Here is a 16551-nt window from a genome sequence, read left to right as displayed (position 1 = left end):
TAAATTCCTCCAAAGTTTTTAAGTTAAATAGAAAAATATTTCTATTTACTAAGGGTAATCTTCGTGAAATGACAAGCACACACATTGTTGTGAAGATGGATCAATCTTCAATTTGATGTATGTCACCGTCTCGTTAATGTTTTTTTTGAACACCCAAATGACTTTTCCTTGAGATTGATATTTGTAGTCTTCCTCAGGACCTTGAAAGTAATGCTTACTTTCTAATTGTAGAATTTCTTTCCAGGCTTCCTCGATGGTTGTTAGACCGAGATTACTTAAATGATGTATATAATCGTGACCTCGAATGTCTTTGCGCATAACAAAGCGTCGCTTTCCACTCTTAATCAACGTTTTAATTTCTTCAAGAAAGACTTCAAGAGAAGTAACTTCTTCATTTACTAAAGATGTTGCAGCATTTTCTTTCGCGGACCGTGAACATTCATTATCATCATTTACCATAAGTAAACCTCCGTTACGTTGAATAAGTTTCTTCTTAAAGAAGAGTTCCGTTTATAGTATCATTTGATACTTTTTAATAGAATACCATGAAACCTAAAAAGTATCAAATGATACTTTTTAGGTTTTTCCTGTTTCAATCTACATGTAGACTTAAGCAGGAAAGATTGATATTCTTTTAAGTATTAAGTGATAAAGGAGCAATGATCATGGCGACGAAACTAGATTTGTCTCAACGCAAAGCAATCACGGTTACGTTCGGAAACTTTAAAGGTGGTACCGGTAAAACGACCAATAGTACGATGTTAGCTTACGCGCTTGCCAAAAAGGGTTACCGCGTCCTACTGTGCGATCAGGATCCGCAAGCAAATGCCACGGCACTGTTTTTAAAGACCAAATCAATGCTTGAAGATGAAGTGTTTACGTTTGAACAGACGTTAATGGCTGCCATGCAAGAAGGTGACTTAAGCAAAATCGTTACTGAGATTAAGAGTAATCTTTATCTACTCCCTTCTTTCAGCGATTTCGCTCAATATCCTAAATTTCTTGAGAAAAAATTTGAGAATGAAGTCGATCGTATTACATATCTCTCGACATTGCTTGAGCCATTAAAAGATGACTTTGACTTCATCTTTATCGATGTGCCGCCAACGATCTCTATTTATACTGACGCTGCTCTCTATGCATCGAACTTCGTTGTAGTGGTTTTACAAACGCAAGAACGTAGTCTACAAGGGGCTGAAGTCTTTACACAATACCTTCAGGATCTATTAAATGACTATGACACGGACTTTGATGTTCTAGGCATCTTACCGGTTCTTCTGAAAAATGGAGCAGCTGTGGATCTTGCAACTCTTGAGAGTGCAAAAGAAATCTTCGGAGAGAACAACTTGTTCGAAGGGGTCATTAAAAACATGGAACGCTTAAAGCGTTATGATGTCGAAGGAATTAAAGAAGATGATATGCACGATCGTCGTGTCATGAGCACATATGATTCAGTGGCTGATGAATTTTTATCACGACTTGAGTATGAATTAGCTTATGCAGAACAAGAGGTGGAATAAAGAATGGTGAATAATCAAAATCAACCTCAAAGAAAGCGTCTACTTGAGCGTAAATCAGTGGCTACACCACAGAAGACTTATTCTCCGGAAGACGTAGTAGTTGAGAGTAATCCAATTGAATCCAAAGAAGAGGTAACTCAATCCAAGCGTAAAAAGACAACACAACGAGCAGTGACAAATGGAAGTACAACCGTTCGTGTGTCCACAAACACTAAAAATCAATTGGCTGCGCTGGTTACGATGGGAATGGGAGAGTCAGTTGACGCAGTCATTTCGACGTTCATTGACGACTACGTCGAAGGTATGGCGAGTGATCAGAAAAAAGAATACCAAATTCTGAAAGACATCATGATGATGAAAACGCGCAAATCATAAAAGAGACTCTGCTGAGAGTCTCTTTTTTTAGGAAAAAATAACACTAAAAACTGATCAGTCCAAACACGTCTACATGTAGACGCATCTACAAATCTACAAATCTACATGTAGACGCATCTACAAATCTACAAATCTACATGTAGACGCATCTACAAATCTACAAATCTACAAATCTACATGTAGACGCGACATTTTTTGAATCCATTGGTACGTAAGGGATTAGACGATGTCCGATGACATCTACATGTAGACGCATCTACAAATCTACAAATCTACAAATCTACAAATCTACATGTAGACGCATCTACAAATCTACAAATCTACATGTAGACTAATCTACAAATCTACATGTAGATTTCAAACCTAAGCTTATAAAAAAACCTGTTGTGAAGCCGTTTTTTTTATGAAATGATACAGATAGTTGTAAACAGAAAGCATCTCTTCACGCAAAAAAATCTGATAACAAAGGTTATCAGATCCTTGATGCAACTGACCCGCCAGTCAGGAGTGCATCGATTAAACATCGCGAGCAGCACAGAAAAAAGATTCAAAAAATAACTCTTTACGACGTGAAAAAATTCACGCTTCGTTGAGGGCTCTTTCTTATGCACTGAAATTAACTTCAGTGTAGCATGACGCAATTTTAGAGACAATTCTTTTTCGACATAAAACTAAATCATAAATCAATCAGAAAGGAGGAAGACGAATGGAGTCTTTACGTCAGTTGTATCGTGATCAGTTAACGGAAGCACCAAAGCGCGCGTCTCAAAAAGAACAAAGCGGTCCAAGCAACCATTTAGGTTGGGTCTTTGTTTGCAACGACTTCGCGCAGCCAAAAGCAGTCCGTACATACAGCTCATTGTTTCAAGCACAAGCTTCAGCAACGTACTTCACACCGAATACATTCTATCGTAACGATCAGCGTCATGCGGGAACGTTGCGCTGGCTAAATGCACTTGTCATTGATATTGACGTCAAGATTGCCAAGAACGCTGGCATGATCTATCCGGATGTGATGGAAATGGTCACAACAGCAGGTCTTCCGACTCCTTCTTTGATTGTCCAAACGCCATCAGGTGGCTTCCATGTGTACTGGTACCTGGCGGAGCCACGTCGTGCATTTCCAAAAGTCGTAGAACATTACAAACGGATTCAACAAGCGATTGCTGAAGAGCTGTCAGGTGATCTACAGGCTGTAGGTGCTGAACGGTGGTTCCGTCTACCGACGCCTCAAAACACTGTACATCGGTCTGCAGAGCGTGTTTCTTTTGACGCGCTTTGTAATTGGTATTCGGAGCGCAATGAAGAGCTATTACATCAACGAAAAGTCATGGTACGTAAGCAAGACATGATGCAACATCCTGCGATCCAGTCCCTCCTTCAAGGTGTTGAGCAAGGACGACGTGATAACACATGCTATACCTTGGCATTAGCCTTCAAAGCGACAGGATACTCAGAAGAAGATACGCAAATCTATCTATACGCCTGGAATGAACGAAATACACCGGCTATGCGTCAGCTTGATGTTAAGCGAAAGGTTAAGAGCGCTTTTAAAGAAGGCGCACCACTTGGTCCTTCTGCATACTGGATTGAGACACTGTCTGGAATGGAGTTTAAATATCAACTTTGGGAAGGTGCAAAGCCGCGAGAAGAGCGTACATATAGTCATTTAGAAGAGTGGAAAGAAGATATCCTATCTGTTTTACGAGCAAATGGAGGGATTCTTTGTGGTTCGCAACGTGACATTGCCAAGATGATTTGTTCTTCAGTAGACGACTCGAGAACCCTCTCATATGCATCTTTCAAACGAGTAATTGAGTTCCTAATCCAAGAACGTTTGATTGAGAAAATAGTAGAAGGAAAAGGTCGTGCGGCACACACGACGATTAAGTTGATTGTTCACAGCAAAGTGGTTCAATTCCCCCAAAAGAATAGAATAAATAATGGGCTCAACTCGTATACACTTATAGATAGGGTGGTTGGTGGGTTCTCCTTTGAATACTGGTACTTGAAATATTTAGACTCTAGGAGGTTGCTTTATGTCTCTTGCTATTCGTTCTGTTAGACTTTCTAATTTTAGAGCTTTTGAATCTAGTGAATTGAATTTGACTACATTATCTTCTGTATTAATTGGTGCTAATAATGTTGGTAAAACTAGCTTCTTCAGGTCTTTGAGATTAATGTTTGATCCAAATTATAAACCTAGCGTTGAAGATGTGTTTAAGAAGTCTGATGATGATATGGAGACTTTATCTAACAAAAAGGTTTTTGTAGATGTTTTATTAGAACCTCATAATAGAGATGATTCTACATATTTTATTGAAACATGGTCGGATCTCTTTGGTGAACATATAACATTAGATGATGCTTCTGATATAGAATATGTGCCTTTTAGAGCAATAATTAGTTACGATGTCTCAAGTGGAGAGTATCGTGTAGAAAGAAAATCATTAAGAAACTGGCCGAGCTATGAAGATTTTCCTGATTATGAGGAATACAAAACTTCTAAAGTCACCGGACGATTATTGGATTCACTTCCTGTTTTTTATATGGATGCTAGAAGAGATATTGTTTTTGATATGAAAGATCGTTTTTCTTATTTTGCTAGATTAGTAAGAGATATAAAAGTTCGAGAAGAGGATATAGAAGCTTTTGAAGAATCTTTGTCAGAAATAAATAAAAATTTAGTTGATTCAAGTGAAATTTTAAGCCATTTAACAAATAAGTTGAGTATGGTTTCAAATACATTGAATAAAAGTAATTCTCAAGTGATGATTAATCCTATTGTGCAAAAGGTAGGTGAATTAGGTAGGAATCTTGAGATTTCGTATAAAGATGAACATTCGGATGTTTTTCCAATATCAAATCATGGCATGGGGACGAGAAGTTGGATTACTTTTTTGACGGTTTTATCATACGTTGAATGGCAATTAAAAATAAAAAAAGACTTAAGAGTTCCATACCATCCTATTATTTTATTAGAAGAACCTGAAGCGCATCTTCACCCTAATTCTCAAAGAAATATCTACAAACAAATTCAAGAACTTGATGGTCAAATTTTTGTAAGTACTCATTCTCCAATTGTTGTTTCTCAATCAGAGTTAAAAGATATGATTTATGTTTCTAAAAGATCAGATTCTTCGGAACTAAGAAATATAGATGTTGAGTTTTCGAGTAGTCACTATTCAAAAATCAAACATGAGATTTTAAAGACCAGAGGAGAACTACTTTTTTCTGAAGGAATAATTTTGTGTGAGGGTCAGACAGAAGAGCAAGCTTTACCAGACTTTTTCGAGAGATACTTTAAGAGTAAGCCTTTTGAAATGGGATTTAATATAGTATCGGTAGGCGGTAGCGGTAATAAGTATTATCCTTTTCTTATGTTAGCTAAATGTTTTGATATACCTGTCTATGTATTTAGTGATGGTGAACGTAAGACAGAAGATGACTTTAATAAAGTAGTAAGAAGGGTCTTTGAAGACGATATAGAAAAAATTGAAGCTCAACTAGAAAATAGAACATTATTTTTGCCCGACAATCACAATCTGGAATCGTACTTGATTTCTGAAGGTTATAGTGATGATTTGATTATAGCTATTGAATCATCTTTAGGTGAAGAAGGTGCTTTTGATAAATTTATTGAAAATAATAATAATAAACCTGGACGTCCATCCCCTACAAAAGAAAAGTGTGGTACATGTAATCAAATTATTTATGATAGATCTCCAAAAATTTACGAAGGTGAAGAAGGTAGAATTACTGCAATTAATGATTTCTTAAGTAAGCATAAAGCATTATATTCGTTTATTATTGCAAAAATAATAATAGGTAGAAATAGTGGAACGGATAAAGAAATCCCTCAAGCAATAAAAGATTTTTTTGAGAAAATCCAAACATAATTAAATTCTAATTAGGATGTGTTTTTATGAGATTAACTGATACACAAGAAAAAATAATAGCGCATAAAGACTCTCCTTTATTAGTTACAGCGGGTCCAGGTAGTGGTAAAACAAGAGTTCTTGTGGAGAAAACAATTAACCTTATAAAGTCTGGTGAAAAAAAAGTACTGGCATTAACCTTTAGTAATAAAGCAGCGGCCGAAATTACAGAACGATTAAAAAACAGATTAGATCAAGATGAAATGAACGATATTAATGTAGGTACTTTTCATAGTTTTTGTTTGGAATTAGTTTTAGACCGTGGGAATATGATTGGTCTTCCATCATCTTTAACTGTTATTGAATCAGATAAAGATAAGATAGAATTACTAAAAAGAATATTAAATGAAGTTGGGTATCAAAGTGCAAAAAAAATTAATCCTAAAGATATTTTAAAAGAAATATCTTTGTATAAACAAAAATTTAAGTTTCCATCTGAAGAGAATGAAATTTATTATATATTTGAAGCTTATAATAATTTATTGTTAGAACAACGCTTAATCGATTATGATGATATTTTATTTTATGCTTATCGACTATTGAATGAAAAGCCACAAGTTGTCCGATTATACAATCGGATATACAAAACAGTTTTTATTGATGAAGCACAAGATTTGAATGAAGCGCAGTACGATATTATTTATTCTCTATGTATCAACCTTCGAAATATTATTATGATTGGAGATGAAAATCAATCTATTTATGGATTCAATGGGTCTAGTAGTTTATTTATGACAGAAAGATTTTTAAAAGATTTTAATCCTGAAAAAATAAACATGAAAGAAAATTTCCGATCAACTCAACAAATAATTAAAGCTTCAAAAGCAATAAAGAATTACGAAGATAATATTGGGATGTATCCATTAGAAGGGGAAGTTTCAATTACTAAAAAAACTAATGAATACCTAGAAGCAGAGTGGGTTTTAGAAAAGATACTTGAACAAGTAGATAAAGGAAATCCTTGGGTTGAAAACAAAGTGAAATTCGAAAACATAGCGATTATCGGAAGAAACCGCTATGTTTTTCAAGAATTAGAGCAATTACTGATTCATAATAAAATACCATATAATTTTAGAACTACGGCTAAAGCACTTGAGAGCGTTACTCAAGAAATGCAGATATTTGAGGGGGGGTTAAAGTTCATAACTAACCCTCATAATTTATTGAATAAAAGAAGCTTAGAAATTTTTCTTTCATTCTCTAATACTGTGAAGACAACAGATAAAAATTATCTGCTGACTGCATCTCTCAAAAAAGATAAAGGCGTTAATGAAGAGATATTTGCTGGTATTGTTAAAGCATGGGAAATTTTACTGAAAGATAACGAGTTATTTTCACGAGCACTAAGTGAAATTGAGGGTTCAGTAAAAAAATCATTTGGAAGTGTCCAAAGCGCTGAAAATACAAATCAAAATTATGAGTTGTTTTTAAAGGACATTACTATGTGGAAAAATCACTGGAAAAAATATTGCACACTAGCAGTTACTGGATCGCGTAATCTAATTCATTTTAAAAATCAAATAGCCCTCGGAAAAACAGCTAATTACGATTATAAAGGAATAACGCTGACTACTGTCCATATGGCAAAAGGTTTAGAATATGATATTGTCTTTATAATTGGTATGTGTGAAGGTGTATTCCCTGATTATAGAGCTATCGATGATTCGCAAATAGAAGAAGAAAAAAATAATATGTTTGTAGCATTAACTCGAGCAAAAAGAGTCTGTTATCTAAGCTTCCCAGAGTACCGAATTATGCCCTGGGGTAAAGAAAAAAAGCAGATTCCCTCTCAATATTTGAAAGATATTTATAAAGCGTTAAATGAAAAAGATACTTAACTAAAAATAGTTAGGTGTCTTTTTTATTTTTTAGATATTTATAGAAAGTAGAGCGGGATATTTGTAAGGTCTTAGTGATATCCTCAACCGTCATTTTAGCTTCATACATCATATATGCACGATTTAAAATATCGGGTTCAATTTTTTTACGTCCTCCCAAGCGTCCTCTAGCACGAGCAGCTTTAAGACCGGCGTTAGTGCGCTCACGAATTAATTCGCGTTCCATTTCCGCTAACCCCGCCATCATAGTAAAAAAGAGTCTTCCCGCTGCAGTCGAAGTATCGACTCCTAATGTAGTGATCTGCAAATTAATATTGCGTTCTTTCAAATCATCAATTAGTTCTAATAACTTCTTTGTTGTACGTCCAAGTCGATCTAATTTCCAAACAACTAACGTATCTCCCTCTCTCAAATACTCAAGACACTTTTCAAATTCCGTTCGCTTCTTTACGCTGGACACTTTTTCTTTAAAAATTTTCGAACAACCAACTTTTTGTAACTCGTCCAATTGCATTTCTAGATTTTGATCTAGTGTTGATACGCGAGCATATCCGATTTTTGTCATAAGACACCTCTTTTGTGTGTTTTCTCATTAATAATACCAAAAAACATACATTGATAAAAAGATAAGAAAAAAGACAATTTTGTATAATTAAAAAGGGCTTTCTATAGCCCTTTTAATTATTTGTGAATTAAAATTCAATAATGTATGAAAAACGGTCGTTTTAAAAACAAAAAAAGAAAACTCACATATTTCCTCAGATGTGAGTTCTACCTGTCTTATTTATAGATATCACGACGATGCCCGATCTCGAGAATCAAAATCACGACTTTTTCATCTTGAATGTCAGCAATCAGACGATAATCACCGATGCGATACCGCCATTCACCCGAGCGATTCGAGACGAGTCCTTTACCATGACGACGCGGATCATCCGTCCCGACCAGATTCTTCTTGATCCAGGACATGATGATCCGCGCTTGTTGAGGATCCATCTTCTTGAGAGACTTTTGAGCTCCGCGCTCAAACTCTACCGTAAATGCTGTCATTCTAAATCAAGTTCCTTCATCATATCGTCGAAAGAGATCGCTTCTGATTTTTTACGGTGTGCTGCCATCGAATCATGATAGAGTTGTAAATCGATTTCGTCTTCGATGCGGTCGAGGACGGCATCGCGAACGAGTGTAGAAATCGTGATGTTTTTTGCCTTCGCATATTCTTTGATGAGTCGTGTATCCTGGTCATCCAGACGTACGGAAATGGTACTCATGATTATCAGCTCCTTTGTAATACATTGTAATACATATTCCAGTAGTAGTCTAGAAATGGCACCGATTTAAAATAGGATTGAACCTGTTATAACTAGTATGAAAATGATGAATAAGTATGAAAAAAGAAAGACTGCTGTATCGCATGCCTTTCTTTTTGTATAAGACGTCGCACACGCTGAAATGCTCATGTGGAGGATCATAAATACACGGAAATACTATACAACGCTGCGAAAAATAATGAGATCGAGACGCCTAATCCAAGATAGAGGGTCTTGATGGAGTCTTGGGTTGATCGGATGACGTACACCAACAATCCCACGAAAAGGAGGCTGATTGCCATCAAGAAGAGGGATATCATGGTCGGCTCGAACCGGATATCAGAATAGGTGAAACGCAAGCTAGGGAAAAGAAACCCTGACAGTGGACCAGCCCCGCTGGATTGAAGAGTATCCTTGATCGAGTGAGGGGGTTCCTGTTGACCGAGCCACGCAGTCGCTGTGAAGAGAAGCAGGATCAAGATGCCTTCCATGCGCATCCGCATCCGTCGGACTTCAAACGATCGTTCAGGAGACGCGTAACTCCACTTCCCGTTCATGATACCGATGATCAGCACGGGTAGAATCAGGACGTGTTTCCAGAGTAAGGCTTGTCCATACGGTAAAATCCAGGAATCGGAATACTCCTCTACCTGCACGACGACAGACATCAGATAGATGCCGGAACCGACGATCAGTAAGAAACATAGCGTCACGAGTGGTTTGAACCATTCGAGGAAGATGCCCCAGTTACGGTCTGATGGACTCCAAAAGCCGAGTATGAGCAATCCACCGGTCCAGATGAAGACGGCGAGTGCGTGAATAGAATGTACGAGCATGCCTTCTGCCCCTTTGATGCTAGAGGCGTGCCCGGACCACGCGAACGTAACGACCATCGCCATAACAAGGAATACCCCTAGTTTTATACGTCCAGGACTGAGTGATGCACGATTGATGACGATGAGAAGGAGTACACTCCAGAGAGCCATCAGAATCCAAGCGTTCCCTGCCTCGAATGTAAGTAACACGGATTGCAGTGTTATCCAAAAACCGATCTCTTCATATAAATACAGTACGATTCGTAAGACGGACAGGGAAAAGGATAACAGCATCAGCACGATGAGCATGCGAACCCAGCGGATTGAAAGCGATACGTCAGGTCGGTAAGAACGAGGGATGAGCTGGACGGAAAAGAAACCGATCAACAGCGCAAGACAACCGTAGAGGAGCGTATCGCCGATCAGATAGAGCGCGGTCATCGCTTCCGCCCCTTCAGGATAATCTGGTAGAAACCATACAACGCCAAGACGAACAAGCCTCCGGCAATCCAGAAGGGAAATCTGCCATCTTCCGTCGTGCGAGTAGTGACCTGAGAAGGTGCTACTTTTTTCGTTTCCTTTTGAACAGATGATGTCTCCTCTTCTGGTTCGGACGTAGTATTACTTGATACGACAGTGAATGTATATGTACCATTGATCGGATGTCCATCTGTCCCGATGATTTTCCAATCGACCTGGTATTTCCCTGGCGCCATGGGACGGTCAAGTGTCAAAATCATCCGTTCGCTTTCTTGAGTGAACGTCCCCTCAAGGTTGTCGGAAGCATCCACGGCGGATACTTGAAGACTACCGCCAGCCTCGATCTCGGATTCAAAACGGAGGGTCAGTTTGTCAGTTGGTTGAACAGTCTGATTCGCTCCCGGAGTGGAAGATTCCAGCCCGGTATGTGCGGAGGTGTGCAGAGGGAACCACCATAATGCGCCCGTAAGCAACAAAAGGAGAAAGCTTTTTTGATACATCGTGTCAACTCCTTCATGTGTAGGTATGTATGGTCGAAAAGATAAGGAAGAAAATCCAGTCCATTATTTTTTTGACGCTTACATTAGGAAATGCTAATATGATGATAACATATTAGCGGATTCGAATATGAAAAAGGAGTGAACATTTTGGAACAATTACTGGAACCATTGGACTTAAAGGTAAGGGTCGTACATGGTTTTTCTAATAAGACACGATTGCAGATCTTAGAATGTATCCGTGACGGAGAGAAAACCGTCACGGAAATCGTCGAAGCGATTCAAGGAAATCAGTCCAACGTCTCGCAACACTTGGCGTGTCTAAAAGGATGCGGATTGATTCAAAAACGGACACAAGGGAAGTTCGGGTACTACTCGTTGCGAAACGATACCGTACGAGAATTATTGCGACTGTTTGGAGAACTGACGTTAGAAATCGGTCAGGAATCTGCTTGTTGTGAACATCACATCGAGGAGGCGTAAAGATGGCAAGTTCCTGTTGTAACAATGACTCTTCGAAGGAGAGCGCTCCAAAAGAAGGGAAGAACGCTTCTTTACCGACAACGACGTGCTGTACCTCGAGCGCAGACACGCAACGTGGAAAGGCGGATCAGACAAGGTGTTGTACGACCTCCGAATTAGCGGGTACGTCGTTACAAACGGAACCTTCTGAGTCTCCGCCTAACGATACGGAGACATGCTGTAGTAAGGTGCCACTGGAGAAGGTGAATCCGGACGATGCGTCATGTTGCGCCTCGAGTAGCCCTGGATCAGCATCGAACCTCGCTACTCGTGCGACGTATACCTACCGAATAGAAGGGATGGATTGTCCCTCTTGCGCCGCGACGCTAGAGAAGGGGTTGGCGACGATACCGGAGTACCAGCACGTGTCCGTCCAATATGGTGCTGCTCGTCTGAAGATCGACAGTGAAGAAGAACCAGATGATCGTCGTTTAGGGGAGGAAGTCCGAAAATTAGGATTCCATCTCATCCTTCCCGATAAATCAGATCAGCTCGTCCAAACATTCACCGTTTCCGGGATGGACTGTAGTAGCTGTGCTAAGACGATCGAACAACACTTTCAAAAGATGCAAAATGTCCAGACCGTCACAGTTTCGTTTGCCCGTGGGGAGATGGAAATCGACCATCAGCTGGATGCTCGACAAGTCCAAAGCGAGCTGAACAAGATCGGTTTCGATGGATACGTCAAGGGAAAGAAAACGTCCGAGGCACCGGTCCGGTCGTTCGAGGGGATCTCCTTGATCCTGTCCGGGATTTTGATTGGTCTGGGATTGCTCATCCAAACGAGCGGAGTAGCGTATCTTCCGAATGTTTTGTACGGTATCGCCTTGATCCTCAGTGGGGGGAGAGTTTTCCGGAGTGCCTATTATGCCGTCCGTGCCCGCTCACTCGACATGAACGTATTGATGAGCGTAGCAGCCATCGGTGCCGCATGTATCGGGGAGTGGCTCGAGGGAGCGACCGTCGTCTTCCTCTTTGCCATCGGCAATTTGCTTCAGAATCGCTCCCTTGCGCGGACGCGCAATTCCATTCAGAAACTGATCGAACTGTCTCCGAAGGAAGCCTTCGTGCTGACGGACGGGGACGTTAGACGTAAACCGGTGGAAGCGGTGCGAGTCGGAGAAATCCTCCGGATTCGACCAGGTGATCAGGTTGCACTGGACGGCACGATCCTGAACGGGACGACGACCATCAATCAAGCACCGATCACGGGCGAATCGATTCCTGTCGATAAGAAGGAAGGCGATCACGTATTTGCCGGAACGCTCAACATGGATCGTTCGTTCGACATGATCGTCGAGAAGACGTATCAAGAGACGACGCTTGCGCACATCATTGAACTGGTCGAGGAAGCGCAGGATAATAAAGCACCGAGTGAAGCGTTCATCGATCGTTTCGCGAAAGTGTATACACCGTTCGTCTTCCTAGGTGCATTGTTGCTGATGATCGTCCCACCTTTACTCCAACTTGGTAGTTGGGGAGAGTGGTTCTATAAGGGGTAGCGTCAGGAAAATGCGGATTTACAATGCTAAGGAAATTCCCATACTAAAAAGCCAAATTTCTCAACATCAATTGAGAAATTTGGCTTTTTCCGTTGCTCAGTTAAAGCGTCCTTTAGTTGTATATTTCCTGTTAATATCCCTTTTGAAGCATAACATTGTTTTCAATGATCGCACCCGATAGTTGACGCCCATTTTAGAACCTATTCTTTGATTTTCAATAAGCGTAAACTGTTTAATGTTACAAGTAAAGTTGCTCCCATATCAGCAAATATAGCTATCCAAAGTGTTAACCAACCGGGCATGACCAAAAGTAATGCCACTAATTTAATCGCCAAAGAGAAGGTAATGTTTTGCTTGATGATTGCTAAAGCCTTACGGCTTAATTTTATTGTATATGGCAATTTACTCAAATCATCAGACATTAAGGCGATGTCAGCCGTTTCTAAAGCTGTATCAGTTCCAGCACCACCCATTGCTACACCAACGGTAGATGCCGCAAGGGCTGGAGCATCATTCACGCCATCTCCGACCATCCCCACACTTTGATGTTTTTCTCGAAGTTCTTTAATAAAATTAAGCTTATCTTCTGGAAGTAAGTCAGCTTTAATATCCGAAACACCAACTTGTTTTCCGATGGCTGTTGCCGTTCTTTGGTTATCGCCTGTTAGCATCACTGTTTCGATTCCCATATTGTTCAACTTGCCGATAACTTCTTTAGACGATTCCCTCATTTCATCGGCTACGGCAATAAACGAAAGAATTTCTTTTTCTGTTCCTAACACCATCACCGTTTTACCTTGAGTTTGCATATCGGCAATTTTTTCTTTCCTATCGCTTGAAATGCTTCCGTGTAATTCCTCAAAAAGATTTGGACTTCCCACATAATACATTTCATTATTTATTTTGGCTTTAACGCCTTTACCTGTAATGGATTGAAAATCCTCTACTGTTACTTCGTTGAATTTTAATCCATTTTCTTCTGCTTTTCGCATAATCGCTGAAGCAAGAGGGTGCTGTGATCCTTTTTCAATGGCTGCTGTTATGGTCATTAATTCATTTTCATTTCTACCATATGTCACAATGTCTGTTACAGCAGGAATCCCTTTGGTTAATGTTCCTGTTTTATCAAAGGCTATCGCTTTTAAGTGTCCTGCTTCTTCTAAATGGATACCACCTTTAATTAAAACACCATTTTTCGCTGCATTTCCTATTGCTGTAACCACAGCAACTGGAGTTGAGACTACTAAGGCACAAGGACAACCAACCACTAATACAGCTAAGCCTTGATAAATCCATTGGCTCCAGTCTCCGCCAAATAATGGTGGAACTACCGCAATTAAAAGAGCTAGTATGACAATAGCTGGTGTATAGTATTTTGCAAATTTATCGACAAACGCTTGAGAAGGGGCCCGTTCTGCTTGGGCTTCTTCTACCAAGTGAATGATTTTTGAAAGAGTAGTATCTTCAACTCGTTTTGTTACTTTAACCTCAAGTAACCCTTCTTCATTCAAGGTTCCTGCAAATACTTCATCATTTGTGGTTTTCGTTACTGGAACACTTTCACCTGTAATCGCAGCCTGATTTAATGTCGATGTACCTTTAACCACTATTCCATCCATTGCTAACTTTTGACCGGGCTTAACAATCATGATGTCTCCAACTTGAATATCATCAACATGAATCATCATTTCTTCATTGCCTCGTCGAATTAACGCTTCTTTTGGGGCAATATCCATTAAAGATTCAATAGATTGACGTGCTTTATCCATTGAATAACGCTCTAATGCTTCACTAATCGCAAATAGGATAACAACGGTTGCCCCTTCACCCCATTCACCAATGATTGCAGCTCCTATAATTGCAATAGTCATAAGCGTATTCATATCGAAATTTAATCTGCTTAGATTTTTGAGACCTTTAATGAATAACGAATATCCACCGATTAAAATGGACGCTGCATAACCAATTGTCGGTAGAACATGCTCTTCACCATACTGCTCTCCTAAGAACCAGCTAACTACAAGTAAAAGAGCTGATATATATACCTTAATGTTTTCTTTCTGCTTCCAAAAAGGTTCTCGTTCTACCCTTTGTTCTTTTTCATCTCGAATTTTTAAATTTTCAAATGCTCCTGCTTTTTCTAATTCTTCAATGGTTGTCGTCCCTTTAACATAAACTTTAGATGCTCCGAAATTTACTTTCGCATCCTGAACACCGGGAAGTTCTTTAACATTATTTTCAAAAATGGCTGCACAGTTAGTACAAGTAAATCCTTGAACACGATAGGCTTTCATTTCTTCTTCAGACAGTTTTGCTTTCCCACTAGACATTGATCTTCACCTCTTTCTTATGTGCCAATGCAATCATCATAATTTGTCTGATATGCTCATCATCTAATGAATAAAATGCAAGTTTTCCCTCTTTTCGAAACTTAACAATCCCTTGCTTATGGAGCGTTCGCAGGTGATGAGAGGCATTTGCAACCGTAACACCTATAATATTTGCTATATCACACACACACAGTTCGTCATCTTGACATAAAGCATAGGTAATTTTTGCTCTATTTTCATCTGCAATAGCTTTTAACATTTGGGCAACACTAGAAATATCTACTGTCTGTAAATTACCTTGTATTCGATTGACCTTTTCTTCGTCATAACAATAAATTTCACAAGTATCTTTCTTAATCACATTCTCACCCCAATATCATTCAAGTGTTTATTTGAATATAGTATAACCATTTTTAATAATTCATTCAAGTGTTTATTTGAATGAGTAAAAAAATTCATAAAAAAAGAATTGGAGTACCCAATTCTAATAACAAAATAACCAAACTGCATAAGACTTTAAGTACATAACATTATCTGGCCAATTAATGGAATAGGACTGAACTATTTGTTCTCTTCCGATAGCTTTCTATATAATGAAGCCCTAGACACATTTGTAATTTCACAAATTTGATTTACAGTCATATTTCCTTCTTTATATAGCTTTACTGCATAATTCATTCCCGCATGATTTTTATGATATTTCTTTATCCGACCTTTAAACTTTCCTTCTTTCTTAGCCAGCTCAATCCCTTCACGTTGACGCATACGGATAAGATCTCTCTCTAACTGGTTAACACCAGCCATTACTGTAATTAAGAATTGGCTGTATGGATTATCCTCTGATAAATCTAGCCATGTATCCTTGAGTGATTTTAAGCTGGCTTTTTTCCTTCGTATGTAATCGATCAATTCAAATAAATCTTGTGTACTACGAGTAATTCGAGTTAAATCTGTAACATAAATGGTGTCACCATCTTGTAAGTCCTCTAACATTTTTTGAAGTTGCTCACGTTCCTTCGTTGCCCCAGAAACTTTTTCTTCGTATATAATATCCATTCCGAATTCGCTTAGCTGCTGAAATTGTCTTGAAGGGTTTTGACTAGTTGAACTGACACGTACATAACCAATTTTCCGCAAAATATCACCTCACTTTTGAGACAAGTCTTATGAGACGCTAGATCACAGCAATCCACTTCAAAATAAATGACTTGATGAAGTCGCTTCAGATCATAGAAAAACCCTCATTTCGACGTCGAAATGAGGGTTTTTCTATGATCTGAAAAGATGCTGTCTTAGGACATCCTCTCTTCTTTTTTTAGGTTACAAATAGTTCAATGGGTTGACACTATTCGCTGCAGAATAACTGCTGTATTTATAACTGTTTTTATGAATCTCAAAGTGTAAATGATTTCCGAACGAGTTTC

At 38.9% G+C, this 16551-nt stretch carries 16 protein-coding genes; 7 read left to right on the top strand and 9 right to left on the bottom strand.

All coding sequences use genetic code 11. The annotated features are described in order from the left end of the window. Positions 1–48: 48 nt before the first annotated feature. Positions 49–459 carry a type II toxin-antitoxin system MqsR family toxin gene (locus KNQ08_RS16090; RefSeq protein WP_133208764.1) on the bottom strand — a complete coding sequence of 137 codons (411 nt, stop codon included), beginning with the start codon at positions 457–459 and terminating at the stop codon, positions 49–51. 206 nt (positions 460–665) lie between these two features. Here KNQ08_RS16090 and KNQ08_RS16085 point away from each other — a divergent pair, with 206 nt between their 5' ends. From KNQ08_RS16085 to KNQ08_RS16065, 5 genes are all read left to right on the top strand, one after another. Further along, the gene (locus KNQ08_RS16085; RefSeq protein WP_119924048.1) at positions 666–1520 is read left to right on the top strand and encodes a ParA family protein; all 855 of its coding nucleotides are present in this window, start codon (positions 666–668) and stop codon (positions 1518–1520) included. A gap of 3 nt (positions 1521–1523) precedes the next feature. Beyond that, the gene (locus tag KNQ08_RS16080; protein ID WP_119924047.1) at positions 1524–1895 is read left to right on the top strand and encodes a DUF5388 domain-containing protein; all 372 of its coding nucleotides are present in this window, start codon (positions 1524–1526) and stop codon (positions 1893–1895) included. Positions 1896–2601: 706 nt separating this feature from the next. Next, a complete protein-coding gene (locus KNQ08_RS16075; protein ID WP_133208763.1) occupies positions 2602–3960 on the top strand; it encodes a primase C-terminal domain-containing protein in 1359 nt (452 codons plus the stop codon). After that, a complete protein-coding gene (locus KNQ08_RS16070) occupies positions 3935–5794 on the top strand; it encodes an ATP-dependent nuclease (RefSeq protein WP_214806301.1) in 1860 nt (619 codons plus the stop codon). The genes KNQ08_RS16075 and KNQ08_RS16070 overlap by 26 nt, the downstream gene beginning before the upstream one ends. A 26-nt stretch (positions 5795–5820) precedes the next feature. Next, the gene (locus KNQ08_RS16065; RefSeq protein WP_133208761.1) at positions 5821–7671 is read left to right on the top strand and encodes an ATP-dependent helicase; all 1851 of its coding nucleotides are present in this window, start codon (positions 5821–5823) and stop codon (positions 7669–7671) included. Between the two features lie 10 nt (positions 7672–7681). Here KNQ08_RS16065 and KNQ08_RS16060 read toward each other — a convergent pair whose 3' ends face one another. From KNQ08_RS16060 to KNQ08_RS16040, 5 genes are all read right to left on the bottom strand, one after another. Further along, on the bottom strand, positions 7682–8236 hold the full coding sequence (locus KNQ08_RS16060) for a recombinase family protein (RefSeq protein ID WP_133208760.1): 555 nt from the start codon (positions 8234–8236) through the stop codon (positions 7682–7684). Positions 8237–8451: 215 nt separating this feature from the next. Further along, a complete protein-coding gene (locus KNQ08_RS16055) occupies positions 8452–8721 on the bottom strand; it encodes a type II toxin-antitoxin system RelE family toxin (RefSeq protein ID WP_047395636.1) in 270 nt (89 codons plus the stop codon). Beyond that, positions 8718–8942, bottom strand: coding sequence for a type II toxin-antitoxin system RelB family antitoxin (gene relB / locus KNQ08_RS16050; RefSeq protein ID WP_026829710.1), 225 nt, complete (start codon positions 8940–8942; stop codon positions 8718–8720). The genes KNQ08_RS16055 and relB overlap by 4 nt, the downstream gene beginning before the upstream one ends. Before the next feature lie 197 nt (positions 8943–9139). Continuing rightward, complete coding sequence (locus KNQ08_RS16045; RefSeq protein ID WP_214806300.1) at positions 9140–10237, bottom strand: copper resistance D family protein; 1098 nt, start codon at positions 10235–10237, stop codon at positions 9140–9142. Further along, positions 10234–10776, bottom strand: a complete 543-nt coding sequence (locus tag KNQ08_RS16040) for a copper resistance CopC family protein (protein WP_035413047.1) — start codon at positions 10774–10776, stop codon at positions 10234–10236. Before KNQ08_RS16040 ends, KNQ08_RS16045 begins: the two co-directional genes overlap by 4 nt. A 147-nt stretch (positions 10777–10923) precedes the next feature. Between KNQ08_RS16040 and KNQ08_RS16035 the strand changes: the two genes are divergently transcribed. After that, positions 10924–11256: an ArsR/SmtB family transcription factor gene (locus tag KNQ08_RS16035; RefSeq protein ID WP_081780456.1), complete on the top strand. Its 333-nt coding sequence runs from the start codon at positions 10924–10926 to the stop codon at positions 11254–11256. Between the two features lie 2 nt (positions 11257–11258). Continuing rightward, a complete protein-coding gene (locus tag KNQ08_RS16030) occupies positions 11259–12797 on the top strand; it encodes a heavy metal translocating P-type ATPase (RefSeq protein ID WP_214806299.1) in 1539 nt (512 codons plus the stop codon). Between the two features lie 200 nt (positions 12798–12997). On the opposite strand, the gene KNQ08_RS16025 is transcribed toward KNQ08_RS16030, so the two are convergent. The 3 genes from KNQ08_RS16025 to KNQ08_RS16015 form a co-directional block, all read right to left on the bottom strand. Continuing rightward, entirely contained in the window at positions 12998–15127 is a 2130-nt protein-coding gene (locus KNQ08_RS16025) for a heavy metal translocating P-type ATPase (protein ID WP_017474135.1), read from the bottom strand. Next, entirely contained in the window at positions 15120–15488 is a 369-nt protein-coding gene (locus KNQ08_RS16020; protein ID WP_017474136.1) for an ArsR/SmtB family transcription factor, read from the bottom strand. Before KNQ08_RS16020 ends, KNQ08_RS16025 begins: the two co-directional genes overlap by 8 nt. Before the next feature lie 200 nt (positions 15489–15688). Continuing rightward, positions 15689–16264: a recombinase family protein gene (locus tag KNQ08_RS16015; protein ID WP_017474137.1), complete on the bottom strand. Its 576-nt coding sequence runs from the start codon at positions 16262–16264 to the stop codon at positions 15689–15691. Positions 16265–16551: the final 287 nt, after the last annotated feature.

The organism is Exiguobacterium sp. s46, from assembly GCF_018618875.1.
GTDB classification, from domain to species: Bacteria; Bacillota; Bacilli; order Exiguobacteriales; family Exiguobacteriaceae; genus Exiguobacterium_A; species Exiguobacterium_A abrahamii.
The sequence above is the reverse complement of the archived record's forward strand: the minus strand, read 5'-3'. Positions and strand labels throughout refer to the sequence as shown.